The sequence below is a fragment of the Frigoribacterium sp. Leaf164 genome (assembly GCF_001423665.1).
Classification (GTDB): Bacteria; Actinomycetota; Actinomycetes; order Actinomycetales; family Microbacteriaceae; genus Frigoribacterium; species Frigoribacterium endophyticum.
Genome location: NZ_LMOX01000003.1, coordinates 1,004,186 through 1,020,571 on the forward strand (window position 1 = coordinate 1,004,186; position 16,386 = coordinate 1,020,571).

At 75.3% G+C, this 16,386-nt stretch carries 13 protein-coding genes; 7 read left to right on the plus strand and 6 right to left on the minus strand.

Going from position 1 to position 16,386, the window contains the following annotated elements; genetic code table 11:
* Positions 1–179: 179 nt before the first annotated feature.
* Positions 180–623 carry a DUF1810 domain-containing protein gene (locus ASF82_RS12665; protein WP_056057591.1) on the plus strand — a complete coding sequence of 148 codons (444 nt, stop codon included), beginning with the start codon at positions 180–182 and terminating at the stop codon, positions 621–623.
* Positions 624–704: 81 nt separating this feature from the next.
* A complete protein-coding gene (locus tag ASF82_RS12670) occupies positions 705–1,556 on the plus strand; it encodes an NAD-dependent epimerase/dehydratase family protein (protein ID WP_056057593.1) in 852 nt (283 codons plus the stop codon).
* A gap of 78 nt (positions 1,557–1,634) precedes the next feature.
* Here the strand turns inward: ASF82_RS12670 and ASF82_RS12675 are convergent, their stop codons facing one another.
* From ASF82_RS12675 to ASF82_RS12685, 3 genes are all read right to left on the minus strand, one after another.
* Complete coding sequence (locus tag ASF82_RS12675) at positions 1,635–2,615, minus strand: aldo/keto reductase (protein ID WP_056057595.1); 981 nt, start codon at positions 2,613–2,615, stop codon at positions 1,635–1,637.
* 82 nt (positions 2,616–2,697) lie between these two features.
* Complete coding sequence (locus ASF82_RS12680) at positions 2,698–2,934, minus strand: hypothetical protein (protein WP_056057598.1); 237 nt, start codon at positions 2,932–2,934, stop codon at positions 2,698–2,700.
* A 1-nt stretch (position 2,935) separates the two neighbouring features.
* Positions 2,936–3,580 (minus strand): FMN-dependent NADH-azoreductase, encoded by a 645-nt coding sequence (locus ASF82_RS12685; RefSeq protein ID WP_056059143.1) that lies wholly within the window; start codon positions 3,578–3,580, stop codon positions 2,936–2,938.
* Positions 3,581–3,644: 64 nt separating this feature from the next.
* Between ASF82_RS12685 and ASF82_RS12690 the strand changes: the two genes are divergently transcribed.
* The 3 genes from ASF82_RS12690 (at position 3,645) to ASF82_RS12700 (ending at position 10,225) form a co-directional block, all read left to right on the plus strand.
* Entirely contained in the window at positions 3,645–8,564 is a 4,920-nt protein-coding gene (locus ASF82_RS12690; RefSeq protein ID WP_056057601.1) for a DEAD/DEAH box helicase, read from the plus strand.
* A gap of 9 nt (positions 8,565–8,573) precedes the next feature.
* On the plus strand, positions 8,574–9,350 hold the full coding sequence (locus tag ASF82_RS12695) for a DNA-formamidopyrimidine glycosylase family protein (protein WP_056057604.1): 777 nt from the start codon (positions 8,574–8,576) through the stop codon (positions 9,348–9,350).
* A gap of 215 nt (positions 9,351–9,565) precedes the next feature.
* Complete coding sequence (locus ASF82_RS12700; RefSeq protein WP_056057606.1) at positions 9,566–10,225, plus strand: peroxiredoxin-like family protein; 660 nt, start codon at positions 9,566–9,568, stop codon at positions 10,223–10,225.
* A gap of 91 nt (positions 10,226–10,316) precedes the next feature.
* Here ASF82_RS12700 and ASF82_RS12705 read toward each other — a convergent pair whose 3' ends face one another.
* Complete coding sequence (locus ASF82_RS12705) at positions 10,317–10,856, minus strand: GNAT family N-acetyltransferase (RefSeq protein ID WP_082514618.1); 540 nt, start codon at positions 10,854–10,856, stop codon at positions 10,317–10,319.
* A 23-nt stretch (positions 10,857–10,879) separates the two neighbouring features.
* The gene (locus tag ASF82_RS12710) at positions 10,880–12,385 is read right to left on the minus strand and encodes an APC family permease (protein ID WP_056057609.1); all 1,506 of its coding nucleotides are present in this window, start codon (positions 12,383–12,385) and stop codon (positions 10,880–10,882) included.
* 140 nt (positions 12,386–12,525) lie between these two features.
* On the opposite strand from ASF82_RS12710, the gene ASF82_RS12715 reads away from it, so the two are divergent.
* On the plus strand, positions 12,526–14,334 hold the full coding sequence (locus tag ASF82_RS12715) for a PQQ-binding-like beta-propeller repeat protein (RefSeq protein ID WP_056057612.1): 1,809 nt from the start codon (positions 12,526–12,528) through the stop codon (positions 14,332–14,334).
* Positions 14,335–14,352: 18 nt separating this feature from the next.
* On the opposite strand, the gene ASF82_RS15620 is transcribed toward ASF82_RS12715, so the two are convergent.
* The gene (locus ASF82_RS15620) at positions 14,353–14,502 is read right to left on the minus strand and encodes a hypothetical protein (protein ID WP_156370137.1); all 150 of its coding nucleotides are present in this window, start codon (positions 14,500–14,502) and stop codon (positions 14,353–14,355) included.
* A 175-nt stretch (positions 14,503–14,677) separates the two neighbouring features.
* Between ASF82_RS15620 and ASF82_RS12725 the strand changes: the two genes are divergently transcribed.
* The gene (locus ASF82_RS12725; RefSeq protein ID WP_056057618.1) at positions 14,678–16,381 is read left to right on the plus strand and encodes a PQQ-binding-like beta-propeller repeat protein; all 1,704 of its coding nucleotides are present in this window, start codon (positions 14,678–14,680) and stop codon (positions 16,379–16,381) included.
* The last annotated feature ends 5 nt before the right edge of the window (positions 16,382–16,386 follow it).

The window sequence follows — 16,386 nt, forward strand, 5'->3', positions numbered from 1 at the left end:
GGGCGTGGTCGTGGCCGGCGGGTCCGCGTCCTCCTGGGCCACCGCCTCCCCGTGGCCGGCGGGTCCGCGCCCTCCTGGGCCACCGCCTCCCCGGGTGCGGCGGGTCCGCGTCCTCCTGGGCGGGCCCGCGCCCACCCGCCGGGGAGGACAGCGACCCGCCGCAGGGGTAGACCGGAGCGATGACCGACCACTCCGAGCTCCTCGCCCGCCACGACCTCGAGCGCTTCGTCGACGCCCAGGAGGCGGACGGCACCTTCGACCGCGCCCTCCGCGAGCTGCGGAACGGGAACAAGCGCACCCACTGGATGTGGTTCGTCTTCCCGCAGGCGGCCGGCCTGGGCACGAGCGAGACGTCGCGCCGCTACGCGATCGGCTCGATCGGGGAGGCCCGTGCCTACCTGGCGCACCCGCTGCTCGGCCCGCGCCTGCTCGACAGCGTCGACGCCCTGCTCGACCTGCCCGGCGACGACGCCGTCGCGGTGCTCGGCGACGTCGACGCGACGAAGCTCCGCTCGTCGCTCACCCTCTTCGCCCAGGCGGACCCGTCCGAGCGACGCTTCTCCGACGCGCTCGCGAAGTTCTTCGACGGGCAGCTCGACCCGGCCACGCTCGAGCACCTCTGAGCGCGGGCTCTCCGCCCGCCGCTGCCGCACGCGCGGCACGCGGCACGCGGCACGCCCAGCCGGCGCCGCTAGCCTCGCAGCATGAGCGTCTACATCGCCGGCTGCGGAGACCTGGGCACCGAGGCAGGGCTGCGGTTCGCCGCCGCCGGGCACCGGGTGGTGGGCCTGCGGCGCCGCGCCGAGCTCGTGCCCGCGCCCCTCGAGGGCCGTGCCGTCGACCTGCGCACGGAGACCCCCGTCATCGACGACGACGCCACGGTGGTCGTGGTCGCCCTGGCCGCGGGCAGCCGCGACCCGGACGAGTACCGGGCGACGTACGTCGACGGGCTGCGCCGGGTGCTCGACGCGATCGAGGCCTCGGCGGCCGACCCGCGACTCCTCGTGGTGTCGTCGACCGCCGTCTACGACGTCGACGACGGCAGCGTGGTGACCGAGGAGACCCCCGCGACGGGCGCGAGCCCGACGGCGGCGGTGCTGGTGGAGGCGGAGGCGCTGCTCCGGGAGCGCGCACCGCACGCGACCCTGCTGCGGCTCTCGGGCATCTACGGCCCCGGCCGGGAGCGCCTGATCGAGCAGGTGCGCGGGGGCGACGCGACCCTCGCCGAGCAGCCGGGAACGTCGCCGCACACGAACCGCGTGCACCGTGACGACGCCGCGGCCGCCATCGTCCACCTGGCCGGGCTCGCCATGATCGGGCCGGTCTACCTCGTCACCGACGACGAGCCGGTGCGGCTCGACGACGTGCTGACCTTCCTCGCCGCGGAGCTGGCCGTCGAGGCCCCCGCACCCGCGCCTCCCCGGGGTCGTCAGGCCGGCGGCGACAAGCGCCTGTCGAACGCGCTGCTGCGCGCGACCGGGTTCTCGTTCACCTACCCGACCTACCGCGAGGGCTACCGCGCTGTGCTGGCGGGCGAGGGCACCCGGCACGACTGACGGGCGGGCCGCCGGGCGGTCACGAGACGCGGCCGGCGGACCCGCCGACGAGGGCGCGGTGACCGCTCGGCAGCGCGGTCACCAGCGGGGGTGCACCTGGTCGCGGAAGTACTGGTCGTAGATGCGGACGACCTCGGAGTCGAGGCCCTCCTCCAGCTCGACGTCGCCGGCGGCCGCGTTGGCCCGGGCCTGCTCGACGTTGCGGGCGCCGGGGATGACCGTGCTGACGCCGGGCTGGTCGACGATCCAGGCGAGGGCCGCCTGCGGCACCGTGACGCCCTCGGGCACCGACTCGGCGAACTCGCGCGCCGCGGCGACGCCCTGCTCGAAGTCGACGCCGCTGAAGGTCTCGCCCTGGTCGAAGGCCTCGCCGTGGCGGTTGAAGCTGCGGTGGTCGTTCGCGGCGAAGGTCGTCTCGGTCGTGTACTTGCCCGAGAGCAGGCCGCTGGCCAGGGGCACGCGGGCGATGATGCCGACCCCGGCGCGCTGGGCGGCGGGGAGCACCTCGTCGAGGGGCTTGAGCCGGAAGGCGTTGAGGATGATCTGGACGGTCGAGACGCCGGGGCGGGCGATGGCGGTCAGGGCCTGCGCGGTCTCTTCGACGCTGACGCCGTAGGCCGCGATCGCGCCGTTCGCCACGAGCTCGTCGAGGGCGTCGTAGACGGCGTCGTCGGAGTAGACGGCCGTCGGCGGGCAGTGCAGCTGGACGAGGTCGAGCGTGTCGACGCCGAGGTTGCGCCGCGAGCGGTCCGTCCACGCGATGAAGTTCTCGCGCACGTAGTTCGAGGGCACCTGGTCGGCGCGGCGGCCCATCTTCGTGGCCACGGTCAGCGGCACGTCGCGGTTCGCGGCGCGGAACGTGCCGATGATCTGCTCGCTGCGGCCGTCGCCGTAGACGTCGGCGGTGTCGAAGAAGGTGACGCCGGACTCGACGGAGGCGTCGAGCACCTCGAGAGCGTCGCTCTCGGAGACGTCGCCCCAGTCGGCACCGAGCTGCCAGGTGCCGAGGCCGATGACGGAGACTTCGCGGCCGGTGCGGCCCAGGGTGCGACTGTGCATGGGGACGAGCGTAGGCGTCGCCGCCGACATCGGCCCGCCGGGCCGGTCGGGAGCGACCGCCGGGCCCTCCGGTCGGTCGTGCTCAGCGCCTCGTCGTCGCGCGCCCGTCCGCCGCCCGGCGCACGGCCGCCCGCACGATCGCCCAGGCGACGGCGACCAGCACGAAGGCGGCGAAGAGCAGCACGACCCCCACGCCGACGCTGCCCTTGGCGAGCGAGACCAGGCCGACCACCGCGGCGATCGCCGACAGGAAGCCGAGCACCCGGGCCGTCGCCGCCTGGGCGCGACGCGCGAGGCGCGACCGCGTGGGGCCCGCCACCTCAGCCGAGACGACGCGCGGCGTCGCCCGCTGCCGTGAGGGCGGAGGCGAGCTCCCGCTCCGACCTCTCGCGCGCCTCCGCCGGCATCGCGAGCAGCTCGCTGAGCGTGAGGTCGGTCGTGATGACCTCGACCGCCATGCCGAGCGCCCCGCCGAGCACCTGCTGCAGCACGGGCACGGCGTGGTCCCAGCCGGCGGTCGGCGTGCCCGCGTCGTAGGCACCGCCGCGGCTCGTGACGACGACGGCCGGGCGGCCCGCCATCGGCTGCCGGTCGTCGCCGTCGAGCGGCGCTGTGACCGAGGGCAGGTGGACGTTGTCGATCCAGGCCTTGAGCGTCGACGGCACCGTGTAGTTGTAGAGGGGAGCACCGACGAGCACCACGTCGCTGGCCACCAGCTCGGCGATGAGCTCCTGCTGCAGGGCCTCCGCGGCCGGGTCGGGCGACGCGCCCGCCGGGCGCAGGCGCGGCGGCCAGTGCAGCGCGGCGTCGGCGAGGTGCGGCAGCGGGTCGGCGTGCAGGTCGCGGCGGGTGACGGTGTGGTCGTCGCCGAGCGACCGCCACGCGGCGGCGAACGCCGCCGTGATCGCCCGCGAGCGCGAGGCCCCCAGGTCGGCGGACGAGTCGAGGTGCAGCAGGTTCGGCATGCGACCACCGTAGCCGCGGCCGCCCGGCCGGTTGTCGGGGGTGCAGGGCAGGATGGCCTGCACGATGACCGACGTGCTCGAGAAGTTCTCCCCCGCGACCCGCGAGTGGTTCCGCGGTGCCTTCCCGGCGCCCACGCTCGCCCAGGTCGGGGCCTGGGAGGCCATCAGCGCCGGCGACGACGCCCTCGTGATCGCGCCGACCGGGTCGGGCAAGACCCTCGCGTCGTTCCTCTGGTCGATCGACACGCTCGCCAGCGGGCCCGCCCCCGAGGCGCGCGAGCACCGCACGCGGGTGCTCTACATCTCGCCCCTCAAGGCCCTCGGCGTCGACGTCGAGCGAAACCTCCGCTCGCCCCTCGTCGGCATCACTCAGACCGCACGACGCCTCGGCATCGAGGCACCCGAGCTGACCGTGGGCGTGCGGTCGGGCGACACCTCGTCGGGCGACCGCCGCCTCCTGCAGCGCACCCCGCCCGACATCCTCATCACGACCCCCGAGTCGCTGTACCTGATGCTCACCTCCGCGGCCCGCGAGAACCTCAAGGGCGTGCACACCGTCATCGTCGACGAGGTGCACGCGGTCGCCGCCACCAAGCGCGGCGCCCACCTCGCGCTCTCGCTCGAGCGCCTCGACGGGCTGCTCGACAGGCCCGCCCAGCGCATCGGTCTCTCGGCGACGGTCCGCCCGCCGGAGGAGGTGGCGCGCTTCCTCTCCGGCCGCAAGCCCGTGACGATCGTGAACCCCCGGTCGGAGAAGACCTTCGACCTCAAGGTGGTCGTGCCGGTCGACGACATGACCGAGCTCGGCACGGCCGCGCCGCTCGAGGGCTCCGCCGCCGGGTCGGCCCCGCAGGGCTCGATCTGGCCGCACGTCGAGGAGGGCATCGTCGACCTGATCCTCGACCACCGGTCGACGATCGTCTTCTCGAACTCCCGCCGGCTGGCCGAGCGCCTCACGGCCCGCCTCAACGACATCTACCTCGAGCGCACGGGCGGTGACGAGGCCGTCGCCGAGTCGAGGTCGACCACGGTCGGCCGCGAGCTGGTCGCCGTGGGCGCGGCCGCCGGGGCGGTCGGCGACGAGCCCGACCTGGCCGTCGACCCCTTCGCGCCGGCCGCACCGGCCGCCCCGAGGCGGAACCCCGCGGTCGGAGGCGGCGCTCCCGCCCAGCTGATCGGCGGCAGCGGGCAGACCCAGGGCTCCGAGCCGCTGCTCGCCCGCGCGCACCACGGCAGCGTATCGAAAGACCAGCGCGCCATCATCGAGGACGACCTGAAGAGCGGGCGCCTGCGCTGCGTCGTCGCCACCAGCTCGCTCGAGCTCGGCATCGACATGGGCGCCGTCGACCTCGTCATCCAGGTCGAGTCGCCGCCGTCGGTCGCCAGCGGCCTGCAGCGCATCGGCCGGGCCGGGCACCAGGTCGGCGAAACCTCGCGGGGCGTGATGTTCCCGAAGCACCGCGCCGACCTCATCCACTCCGCGGTCGCGGCCGAGCGCATGGTCGCCGGCCTGATCGAGGAGCTCCGGGTGCCGACGAACCCGCTCGACGTGCTCGCCCAGCAGACCGTCGCCGCGGTCGCGCTCGACGAGATCGACGCCGACGAGTGGTTCGACACGGTGCGCCGCAGCGCCCCCTTCGCGACCCTGCCCCGGTCGGCCTACGACGCGACCCTCGACCTGCTCAGCGGCAAGTACCCCTCCGACGAGTTCGCCGAGCTGCGGCCCCGCATCGTCTGGGACCGCGTGCACGGCACGCTGACCGGCCGACCCGGTGCTCAGCGGCTCGCCGTGACGAGCGGCGGCACCATCCCCGACCGCGGCCTCTTCGGGGTCTTCATGGTGGGCGAGAAGGCCGCCCGCGTCGGCGAGCTCGACGAGGAGATGGTCTACGAGTCGCGCGTCGGCGACGTCTTCGCGCTCGGCGCGACGAGCTGGCGCATCGAGGACATCACGCACGACCGCGTGCTCGTCTCCCCCGCCTACGGCCAGCCCGGCCGCGTCCCGTTCTGGAAGGGCGACGGCATCGGCCGCCCCGCCGAGCTCGGCCGCGCGATCGGCGGGTACCTCCGCGAGCTCGCGGGCTCGTCGGCCGACGACGCCGCGGCGCGGGTCGCGGCCGGCGGCCTCGACGGGCGGGCCGCCAAGAACCTCATCGCCTTCATCGCCGAGCAGCGCGAGGTCGCGGGCCACGTGCCCACCGACACGACCCTCGTCGTCGAGCGCTTCCGCGACGAGCTCGGCGACTGGCGCCTCATCCTCCACTCCCCCTACGGCATGCAGGTCCACGCACCCTGGGCCCTCGCGGTGTCGGCCCGCATCCGCGACCAGCTCGGCGTCGACGGCGGTGCGATGGCGGCCGACGACGGGATCGTCGTGCGCATCCCCGACACCGACGCCGAGCCTCCCGGGGCCGAGCTCTTCCGCTTCGAGCCCGACGAGCTCGACGACATCGTCACCGAGGAGGTCGGCGGCTCGGCGCTCTTCTCCTCGCGCTTCCGTGAGTGCGCGGCCCGTGCCCTGCTCCTGCCCCGGTACAACCCCGGCCGTCGGTCGCCCCTCTGGCAGCAGCGCCAGCGGGCCTCGCAGCTGCTCGACGTCGCGCGCAAGTACCCGCAGTTCCCGATCGTGCTGGAGGCGGTGCGCGAGGTCCTGCAAGACGTCTACGACCTGCCCGCCCTGATGAGCCTCACCCGCGAGCTCGAGACCCGCGCCGTGCGCGTCGTCGAGACCGAGACCGAGGTGCCGTCGCCCTTCGCGCGCTCGCTCCTCTTCGGCTACGTCGCGGCGTTCATGTACGAGGGCGACTCGCCCCTCGCCGAGCGCCGGGCGGCCGCGCTCTCGCTCGACTCCACCCTCCTGCAGGAGCTCCTCGGCCGCGCCGAGCTCCGCGAGCTGCTCGACGCCGACGTCATCGACCAGCACGAGCTCGAGCTGCAGCGGCTCGCGCCCGACCGTCGCGCCCGCGACGTCGAGGGCGTCGTCGACCTGCTCCGCCTGCTCGGGCCCCTCACCACCGCCGAGATCGTCGAGCGCAGCTGGCTGGCCGAGACCGCGGGGTCGGCGGCGGCGGAGCCCGACGACGAGGCTCGCGGCAAGCTCGAGGCCGCGCTGACCGACCTCGCGCGGTCGAACCGCGTGCTGCGGTTCACGCACGCCGGCGTCGAGCGCTGGGCCGGCATCGAGGACGCCTCGCGCCTCCGCGACGCCCTGGGGGTGGCCCTGCCCATCGGCGTGCCGACCGCGTTCGTCGAGCCCGTCGACGACCCGCTCGGCGACCTCGTCGGCCGGTTCGCCCGCACCCACGCTCCGTTCACGCCGCTCGCCGTCGCCGAGCGGCTCGGCCTCGGCACCGCCGTCGTGCTCGAGACCCTGCGCCGGCTCGGCGTGCAGCGACGCGTCGTCGAGGGCGAGTTCCGGCCGAAGCACCAGGGCAGCGAGTGGTGCGACGCCGAGGTGCTGCGCCGCCTGCGCAGCCGCTCGCTCGCGGCGCTCCGCCACGAGGTCGAGCCCGTCGCTCCCGACACGCTCGGGCGCTTCCTGCCCGCCTGGCAGCACGTCGCCACGGGCACCGCGGGCAGCGGCCTGCGGGGGCTCGACGGCGTGGTCCAGGTCATCGACCAGCTCAGCGGGGTGGCGTTGCCGGCCTCCGCGTGGGAGTCGCTCATCCTGCCCGCCCGCGTCACGGACTACTCCAGCGGCATGCTCGACGAGCTGACCGCGACGGGCGAGGTCATCTGGTCGGGCTCCGGCAGCCTGGCCGGCAACGACGGCTGGGTCAGCCTGCACCTCGCCGACGGCGCCCAGGTCACCCTGCCCGAGCCGCTCGGTACCGACACCGACGAGCTGCAGCGCGAGGTGCTCGCCGCGCTGGCCGGCGGCGGTGCCTACTTCTTCCGCCAGCTCTCCGACGCCGTGGGCAGCACCGACGACGACGCCCTGGTCACCGCCATCTGGGATCTCGTCTGGGCCGGGCAGATCACGAACGACACCTTCGCCCCGCTCCGCACCCAGGTCGGCGGCAAGGCGCCCCGGCCGCGCACGCCGACCCGCTCGCGCTCGTCGTACCGGAGCCGCGGGCGCGTCACGATGCCCCGGCAGGCGGGGCCACCGACGGTCGGCGGGCGCTGGTCGCTGCTGCCGCTCGCCGAGCCCGACGCGACGGTGCGCGCCGCCGCGATGGCCGAGATCCTGCTCGAGCGGCACGGCGTGGTCACGCGCGGCGCGGTCGCCAACGAGGGCGTGCGCGGCGGGTTCTCGACGGTCTACAAGGTGCTGAGCGGCTTCGAGGAGTCAGGCCGGGCACGGCGCGGCTACTTCGTCGAGGGGCTCGGCGCGGCGCAGTTCGCCACCGGCCCGACCGTCGACCGGCTGCGCTCGTTCGTGCGCGACGAGACCGACCGCCGCGACGACGACGCCCTCGCCGCCGCGGGGCGCGGGCGCGAGATCCCCGTCGTCACGCTCGCGGCGACCGACCCCGCGAACCCGTACGGCGCCGCGCTGCCCTGGCCGGGGCAGGCGCCCGAGGGCGTGCTCGACCCGACCCCCGGCGGCCGGGCGGGGTCGTCCGGCGGTGCGGCCACGGCCGGTGGCGGCACGGCCGACGCCATGACGAGCTCGGCGACCGCGACGGGCGGTGCCGGTGCCGGCGGCGCGACCACCGCCTCCGCAGTGTCGGCCCCCGCCGGCAAGAAGAAGGCCGGCCACCGGCCCGGTCGCAAGGCCGGGTCGCTCGTCGTGCTGGTCGACGGCCGTCTCACGATCTACGTCGAGCGCGGGGGCAAGACGATCCTCACCTTCGGGGAGCCCGACGACCGGGAGCTGGCCCTCGCGGCGGGCTCGCTCGCCTCGGTCGTGCGGTCACGGCTCGGCAAGCTCGCGGTCGAGCGCGTCGACGGCGAGTTCGTGCTCGGCACCCCGTTCGGCGACGCCCTGCGCGACGCGGGGTTCGCCCCGACGCCCAGCGGCGTCCGGCTCAGGTCGTAGAGGGCACCGATGCCCGAGGGAGACACCGTCTACCGCGCCGCGAAGAACCTCGACGCGGTGCTGCACGGCCAGACGCTCACGGCGAGCGACTTCCGGGTGCCCGCGTTCGCCACGGTCGACCTCAGCGGCGAGGTCGTCGACGACGTGATCAGCCGCGGCAAGCACCTCCTGCACCACATCGGCGGCCTGACCCTGCACACGCACCTCAAGATGGAGGGCTCCTGGCACATCTACCGCCGGGGCACCCGCTGGCGTCGCCCCGCGCACCAGGCGCGCGTCGTGCTCGAGACCGACGAGTGGGTGACCGTCGGGTTCGACCTCGGCGTCGTCGAGCTCGTCGAGCGCGACCCGGAGGACAGCGTCACGGCCTACCTCGGCCCCGACCTGCTCGGCCCCGACTGGGACGCCGGGCGGGCCCTCGCGAACCTCGAGGCCGACCCGGCCCGCGAGGTGGGCCTCGCGCTGCTCGACCAGCGGGTGCTCGCCGGCGTCGGCAACGTGTACCGGGCCGAGATCTGCTTCCTCCGCGGGGTGCTGCCCACCCGGCCCGTGGGCGAGGTGGCGAACCGCGCGAAGATGATCGACCTGGCCCACCGCCTCATCGTCGCCAACAAGGACAGGGTCGAGCGCACCACGACCGGGACGCTCCGCGGCACGACCGACTGGGTCTACGGCCGGGCCGGGAAGCCCTGCCTCCGCTGCGGCACGAAGATCCTCCGCGGCGAGCTCGGCGAGTCCGAGCTCGAGCTGCGCGACACCTACTGGTGCCCGCGCTGCCAGACCTGAGCTGACGCCGTCGTGTCGAACGAGCGGGCGGGCCCGCCGACCTGTGGCTCCGCGGCACCGCCGACCCGCCGACCTGTGGCTCCGCGGCACCGCCGACCCGCTACTCCCCGGCCTTCGTGACGAACCGTGACGCTCACGCGGGTCACGCCGAGGAGGCGACCGTACAGTCGGCAGCACCCGGTCCGCACCCGACGCGGACCCGCCAGGAGGTCGTCATGACGTCATCGTCCATCGCCGAGCAGGTCAGCACCTTCAACGAGGGCTTCACCGCGCAGATCGGCCCCGAGCTCTCGGCCGTCTTCGACGCCGAGCAGCAGGCCCTCACCGCCGCCGGCCGCCCGGACGACGCCGTCGGCGTCGGCGACCAGCTGGTCGACGCGACGCTGCTCACGCCCGAGGGCGCCGAGGTGTCGCTCGCGACCGTCGTCGGCGAGGGCCCCGCGGTGCTCGTCTTCTACCGCGGCGCCTGGTGCCCGTACTGCAACCTCACGCTCAAGACCTACCAGGAGCAGCTGCTGCCGACCCTCCGCGACCGCGGCGTCGGCCTCGTCGCGATCAGCCCGCAGACGCCCGAGGGCTCCGAGCTCGCGACGAGCAACGGCAGCCTCGACTTCCCCGTGCTCTCCGACCCGGGCAACGTGCTCAGCCGCGCCCTGGGCATCGTCACCGAGCCGACCGCCGAGGCCCGTGCCGCCCACACGCAGCTGGGCTTCGACGTCGCCGACAGCAACGCCGACGCGACGGGCGACATCCCCTTCCCCACGGTGCTCGTGGTCGACGGCGACGGCCGCGTCGTGTTCGCCGACGTGCACGTCGACTACACGACCCGCACCGAGGTCGACGAGGTCGTCGCCGCGCTCGACCTGCTGCCGTAGCGCGGGGGCGCCCCCGTCATCGCGGTGCCCCGTCCTGGGTCCTGCCTCCGCTCGGAGGCCCTGGACGGGGCACCTCGATGCCGGGTGGAGCTCAGGAGGCGCGCGGCGGCTCCCGGCGGAGCACCAGCTCCAGCCCGTCCACCTCGTCGACCTGCTCGCCCACCAGCACGAAGCCGTGCGACCGCGCCAGGGCCAGCGAGGGCGCGTTGTCGGGGCTGACGCTCGCGCGCACCGACCGCACGGCGGGAGCGGCGTCGCAGAACGCGAGCACCGCCTCCAGCACCTGTGCCCCGACGCCCCGGCCGCGCAGCTCGGGCAGCACCGTGTACGACACCTCGACCTCCCCGTCGGCGTCGGGTCGGCCGTGGAAGCCGGTGTGGCCGACGACCTGCCCGTCACGGGTGGCGACCCAGGCGACCCAGGGCTCGTCGCGCTCGTCGGCGAGGATCTGCTCGAGGCGGATCGCCCAGAGCCAGCCGTCGTCGAGGAAGGCCGTCGGCAGCTCGACGCCGATCGCCAGCGACGCGAGGGCCAGGTCGCCCGCGACGAGCGCGTCGACCGCACGCAGGCCGAGGGGCCCCACGGCGACGGCGTGCTGCCGTGCTGCCGGGGGCCCCTCGGGTGTCGTCATGCGGTCAGCCTAGGGCGGGCCCGCTACTGCTCTCCGCGCCCCACCCGCGAGTGGCGACGGCCGTAGGCGAAGTACACGACCACGCCGATCACGAGCCACACCGCGAAGCGCGCCCAGGTGAGCGTCGTGAGGTTGAGCATGAGCCACACGCAGAGCGCGGCCGAGAGGATCGGCAGCACCGGCGACCACGGCACGCGGAAGGCGCGCGGCAGGTCGGGGCGCTGGCGGCGCAGCACGATCACGCCGATGCTCACCAGCACGAAGGCCGAGAGGGTGCCGATGTTGATCATCTCCTCGAGCACGCCGACGTCGGTGAGACCGGCGATCAGCGCGACGACGACGCCGGCCAGCACCTGCACGCGCACGGGCGTGCCGCGCTTGGCCGAGGTCTTGGCCAGGCCGCGGGGCAGCAGGCCGTCGCGGCTCATCGAGAAGACGATCCGGGCGAGGCCGAGCAGCAGCACCATGATGACGGTGGTGAGGCCGATCAGGGCGCCGACCGCGATGACCTTGGCGGCCCAGTCGACACCGACCAGCTCGAACGCCGTCGCGAGGTTCGGGGTCTCGCTGGCGGCGAGGTCGCGGTACGACACCATGCCGGTCAGCACGATCGCGACGAGCACGTAGAGCAGCGTCACGATGCCGAGGCCGAGGAAGATGCCGCGGGGCAGGGTCTTCTGCGGGTCCTTGACCTCCTCGGCGCTCGTCGCGACGATGTCGAACCCGATGAAGGCGAAGAAGACGAGCGAGGCGCCGGCCAGCAGGCCGAACACGCCGTACTGCGCGGGGGCCGCGCCGCTGAGGAAGGAGAACAGCGACTGCGTCCACGCGTCGGTGCTGCCCTCGCCCGTGCGGGGCTGCGAGGCGGGCACGAACGGCGTGTAGTTCGAGGCCTTGACGAAGAAGAACCCGACGACGATCACGAACAGCACGATGCCGACCTTGATCACCGTGAAGACGCCGCCGACGCGCGAGCTGAGCTGCGTGCCGAGCACGAGCAGCACCGTGAAGACGGCGACGATGAGGAAGGGGCCCCAGCTGAGGTCGACCGGCCCGAGGGCGATCGTGTCGGGCAGCGGCACGCCGAACTGCTCGAACACCGTGCTGAGGTAGATGCCCCAGTACTTGGCGAGCACGGCGGCGCCGGTGAGCGTCTCGAGGATGAGGTCCCACCCGATGATCCAGGCGAGGAACTCGCCCATGGTCGCGTAGGTGAAGGTGTACGCGCTGCCCGCGACGGGGATGGTGGAGGCGAACTCGGCGTAGCACATGATCGCCAGGCCGCAGGTGACGGCGGCGAGGATGAACGAGATGATGACGCCCGGCCCGGCGAAGTTCGCGGCGGCGTTCGCGCCGACCGAGAAGATGCCGGCGCCGACGGCGACGGCGATGCCCATCAGGGTCAGGTCGGTGACGCCGAGCGAGCGCTTGAGCTTGCTCTCGCCCTCGAGCGAGTCCTGGATCGAGGCCTCGACCGACTTCGTGCGCCAGAGGCTGCGCGACCCGGGGCCGTGGGTGGGTGCGGTCATGTCGTCTCCTCGCTCGACCTGCGCCGCCCCGGCCGGAGCGACCCGCCATGCTACCCAGCAGACGGGCCCCGTGACGACGGGGCGGTCGGGCTGGGTCGGCTCCGTGGTGCGGGCTGCACCGCGCCTCCTACGATGGCCGGGTGGACGACGACGAACGCGGGGCCTGGCAGCCGACCCCACCGCCGCGCCCCGACGTCGCGTGGGAGTCGCGGGTCGGCCAGGGCGGCGGGCCCGGCCCCGCAGACGCCCGCGCCCGCACCGTCGGCCCCGAGCCGCACGCCGGCGCCGATGCCGCCGTCGCCGCAGACACCACCAGCACGTCCCCTCCCCCGCCCCCGTCGCGCCTCGCCGCCGGCGCGGCGTCCGTCGCCGCCGCCGCCCGCGCCGGCTGGGCCCGCCAGGGACGCGGCCGCCGCCTCGCCCTGGCCGGCGTCGCCCTCGTCGCCGCGACCGTGCTCGTGACGACGGGCGGCGTGCTCGCCCGCCCGAGCTGGGCGCCCCTCGCCGCTCCCGGGGCCGCCGTCGACGAGCTGCGCGGCCCGCCCACCGACGGCCTCTGGCGCACTGACCTCGGCGCCGCCTTCGACCTCGACCTCTCCGACCAGTGCACCTCGCTCGAGGTGGTCGCCGACATCGGTGCCGACGACGTCGTGGTCGGCACGCGCTCCCAGGGCTACGGCGACGGCTCGCCCTGCGGCGGCACCGGCGGCCGCCTGGTGCGGCTCGACACCCGCACCGGCGAGCTGCGCTGGGGGCTCAACCTCGGCGCCGAGCTCGGGCTGGCCGTCACGGGCGCCCGCGTCGCGGTCGCCGCCGACGGCGAGACGGCCCTCGTCTCGGCCGACGGCGTCTGGGGGCGCACCTCCGGCACGGTGGCCCGCGTCGACACGACCGACGGCCACGTCGTCGAGCGGCTCGACGACACGGCCGCCGGGCTGGCCCCCGGCACCCTGCTCGAGGCGCTCCAGGTCGAGGGCGACGCCGTGCTCACGTCGGCCACCGACCTCGACCGCTACGACCCGGGCGGGGGCCTCGAGCTCGGCCCGGGCGACGCCGACCGGCTCACGCTCTTCGCCGCCGACGACCTGTCGCGCCCGGTCTGGTCGGGGCTCGGCGTGAGCGCCACGCAGGCCTGGCTGCTCGGCGGCACGCTGGTGGCGCAGCTCGTCGACCCCGCGGCCTTCGCCGTCGACGCGGAGGAGGCGGTGGCCGACGCCGTGTGGTCGACCGTCGACGTGGGCACGGGCCAGGCGCAGCCGCTGCCCGGCGAGGCGCGCGACCTCGGCAGCGTGGAGGCCTGGGGCGACCGGCTGGTGCTCGGGCGGCAGGTCTCGTCGGCGGGCGACTCGGTCGTCTCGCTGGTCGACCCCGTCGAGGGCCCGGTCTGGTCGCGCGACCTGCCGCCCGGCACCTGGACCCGGCTCAGCGCCGGCTGCCTCGTCGTCTCGGACGACTCGGGCACCGTGACCTGCGTCGACCCCGACACCGGCCGCGCGCGGTGGAGCCGCGAGCTCGGGACGGACGACGCGGGCTCGCCCGGCAGCTCCGGCCTGACGGTGAACGGCTGGGTGCTGCCCGGGTCGGGCACGCCCGAGGAGTCGGTGGTCGTCTCGACGGCACCCGGCCAGATCGAGGAGTCGTCGGAGGGCGAGACCGACCCCGTGTGGATCGTCGACCCGGCCACGGGCGAGACCCGCCTCGACCTGACGCTGCCCTCGGCGTCGGTGGTGGTCGCGGCCTCGCGGACGACCGGCTACGCCCTGCGCAGCTGGTGGAGCTCCGACTCCCCGCCCGCGGTCACGGCCTTCGACCTCGCCGACGGCCGGACCCTCTGGACGCACGAGATCGGCACGACCGGCTCGCTGTCGCCGTTCTGGCGCCGCACCCTCGTGACCGTCGACGACGGCGTCGCCCGGGGCCTGGCCGACGACGTGCGCCTGCCCGACTGACCCCGCCGGCGCGAGCGCTCAGCGCACCAGCATCGGGAAGACGAACACCGCGAACAGGAAGAACGCGGCCGTCACGGCGAAGAGCACGTACGTGCCGCGGCCCACGGCGGCCTGCCCCTGGGCCTCGCGGCGGCGCATCACGCGGCGGCGGTAGACGACCTGGAGCACGATCAGGACGACCGCGGCGACGGCCAGGATCGTGACGACGAGGGCTTCGATGGGACTGCTCCGTTCGGGGGCGGCGGGCTGCCAGCCTACCGGCCGCGGCCCGGGCGACCGGCGGGCTCGTACGATGGCGCTGCATGAGGAGGCGCGGTGCGCGACCCCGAGGACGGAGGGCCAGGTGACCGAGGCTCCGTGGCGCCCGCCCCGCCCGCCCCGCGGCGACGACCCCTGGTCGGCCGGCGCCGACGACGCCCGCCGCACCGAGCCGCTCGCCTCCGCCGACCCGGCCCCCGACGACGCCCGCCCGACCGGCGGCGCCCGCCCCGCCGACCGCGACGCGACCCGACGGCGGTGGCCGCGCCTCCTGCGGGGCCCGCACCGCGCCTCCCGGGGCCGTCGCCTGCTGCTCGCGGCCGGCGCGACCCTCCTCGCGACGACGCTCGTCGTCACGGCCGGGGTCGTCACGCAGCCGCGCTACCCCGTCGGGCGGCCGCTCGGCGGCGTCGTCGTCGACGAGCTGCGCCGGCTGCCGTCGCCCGAGGGCTGGGTGCTGACGCCCGACCGACTGGGCGTCGAGGGGGTCGACACGGCCTGCCTCGACTACACCGTCATCGGCCGGGTCGGCGGCGGGTCGCCCGACCTGCTCGTCGCCACGAGCACGCAGCTGACCACCGTGCTCGGCGTCTGCGACGACCGCGACGGCCTCGGGGAGCGCGTCGCACGGCTCGACCCCGGCACGGGCACCGTGCGCTGGTCGCTAGACTCGGACGCGGTGGGAGGCGGCGGCGGGGCCCTGCAGGTCTGGCCCAGCACCCGGCGCGGCGACCTGCTGCTCAGCACCGGCGCGTTCGGGGGCTTCGGCGTCTCGGAGTCCGGCTTCGCCCGCGTCGACCTCGACACCGGGGAGCTGCTCGAGGTGCAGGCGACCGACGCCGGGCTGCGCCGCGTCGTCGACGCGAACGACGACTGGGTGCTCGTCCGCACCGACCCCGACCGGAGGGGCGACCGGGGCACGTCGTTCGTCGACGGCGACTCGCGCAGCCGGCTCGAGCTCTTCGCGCGCGGCGACCTCAAGGTGCCGACCTGGTCGAGGTCGACCTCCGACCAGGAGGACGTCGTGCTGCTCGACGACGCCGTGCTCGTCTTCGCCCGCGGCGCAGCCGTGCGGGTGGACGCCGCGAGCGGCGAGACGAGCGCGTGGGGCGACCGCTGGCGCACCCCCGTGACGCCCGTGCGGCGGGGCGAGCTGCTCGCCGTCGACTCCCCCGGCTCGGACGGGCGCGTCGACACGGCCGAGCTCGTGGTCTACGACCTCGACGGCACCGAGCGCTGGCGCCGCCGGCACGACGCCGACCGGACGCCGGTGCTCTCGGGCGGCTGCGTCGTCTTCTCGGGGCGGGACGCGCTGTCGTGCGTCGACCGCCTGACCGGCGACGAGCGCTGGAGCGTGCCGCGCGACGACGACGACCGGGGCGTGCCGATCGTGCTCGAGCCCCCGGTCGGCCAGAGCGGGCGCGACGCCTTCGTGCGGACGTTCGTCCGGGCGCCGTCCGGCGACGACGACGGAGACCGGGTCGTGGCGATGATCGACGACGCCACGGGCGAGCAGCTGCTCGAGGCGGCCGTGCCGAACGAGTCGACCATGGAGCGCGCGTCGGAGTCGGTCGGCTACGCCTTCTCGCTGCTGCGCTACGCGAACACCGGCGACCTCGTGGGCCGCTCGGTGACCGCGTTCGACCTCAGCGACGGCCGGCGGCTCTGGCGCGCGGAGCCCGACGAGCTCGGCGTCGACGACCTGCAGTTCTGGGGCGGGGTGCTGGTGGGCATCGGCCGCGACGGCACCGTCCGCCGCTTCGGCGACCCCGTCCGCCTGGTCGGCTGACCGGG